We start from the raw sequence: 856 nt of genomic DNA, 5'->3' as shown, positions 1-856 counted from the left end.
GTTTAGTCTTAGTTAAAGAAGTAATGGATACCTTCAAGTTTTCTGATTTGGCAAAATCACTTCTGGACATTAAAGATAACCGTGCTTACTACACGCATGATAATTTAGCGATATTAGAACAGCTCATTATGCAACTGATTGCTGGTTATTCGGCAGACTCGTCAGCTAATCTGTTACGACAGGATCCAGTCTTTCAAATGGTGTTAGGCAGAAAACAATTAGCCTCACAATCGTCAATTTCACGGTTTCTGGATCGTTTCACCACGGAAAATGTGGGTCAATTACAATCATTAAATCAGTCGCTCATTGATAAAACGCGTTTGATTCGCAATGACACCGAGTTAATCATTGATCTCGATTCCACTCATTCAGATACCTTTGGCCATCAAGAACAAACAGATTATAATGCCCATTATCAAACCTACGGCTACCACCCATTAGTTGCCTTTGACGGACTGACTGGAGATTTCTTAAAAGCTGAACTGCGTTCAGGTAATCAGTACACATCTAAAGGGGTGAAAGCCTTTATCGACCCATTGTTACACCACTACAATGAATCCATACCGAATACTGACATATTGGTTCGTGGGGACAGCGGCTTCGCAACACCAGAGGTGTATGAGTCTTGTGAAGAAAATGAAAGTCAGTATGTGATCCGATTAAAGAACAATCGGAGGTTAAGTCAATTAGCTGAGCAATCCGTTCTTTACGGGGATAACCAAAAATGGGAAGATCGGGAAGTTCAGTATTTTTCAATGCCTTATCAAGCACAATCATGGTCGAAACCCCGTCGTGTCTGTATTCGATCAATCCGTGAAGCAGGAGAACTCCTCTTTCAACACGCATTCATTGTGAC

Annotated in this window: 1 protein-coding gene; it reads left to right on the top strand. The window is 41.1% G+C overall.

Annotated features, from left to right (window positions below; genetic code table 11):
* A partial coding sequence (locus tag ACYVLS_RS02080) for an IS1380 family transposase (RefSeq protein ID WP_460320705.1) occupies window positions 1-856 on the top strand: 856 nt, incomplete at both ends.

It is taken from the genome of Alkalibacterium psychrotolerans (genome assembly GCF_054784355.1).
The sequence above is the reverse complement of the archived record's forward strand: the minus strand, read 5'-3'. Positions and strand labels throughout refer to the sequence as shown.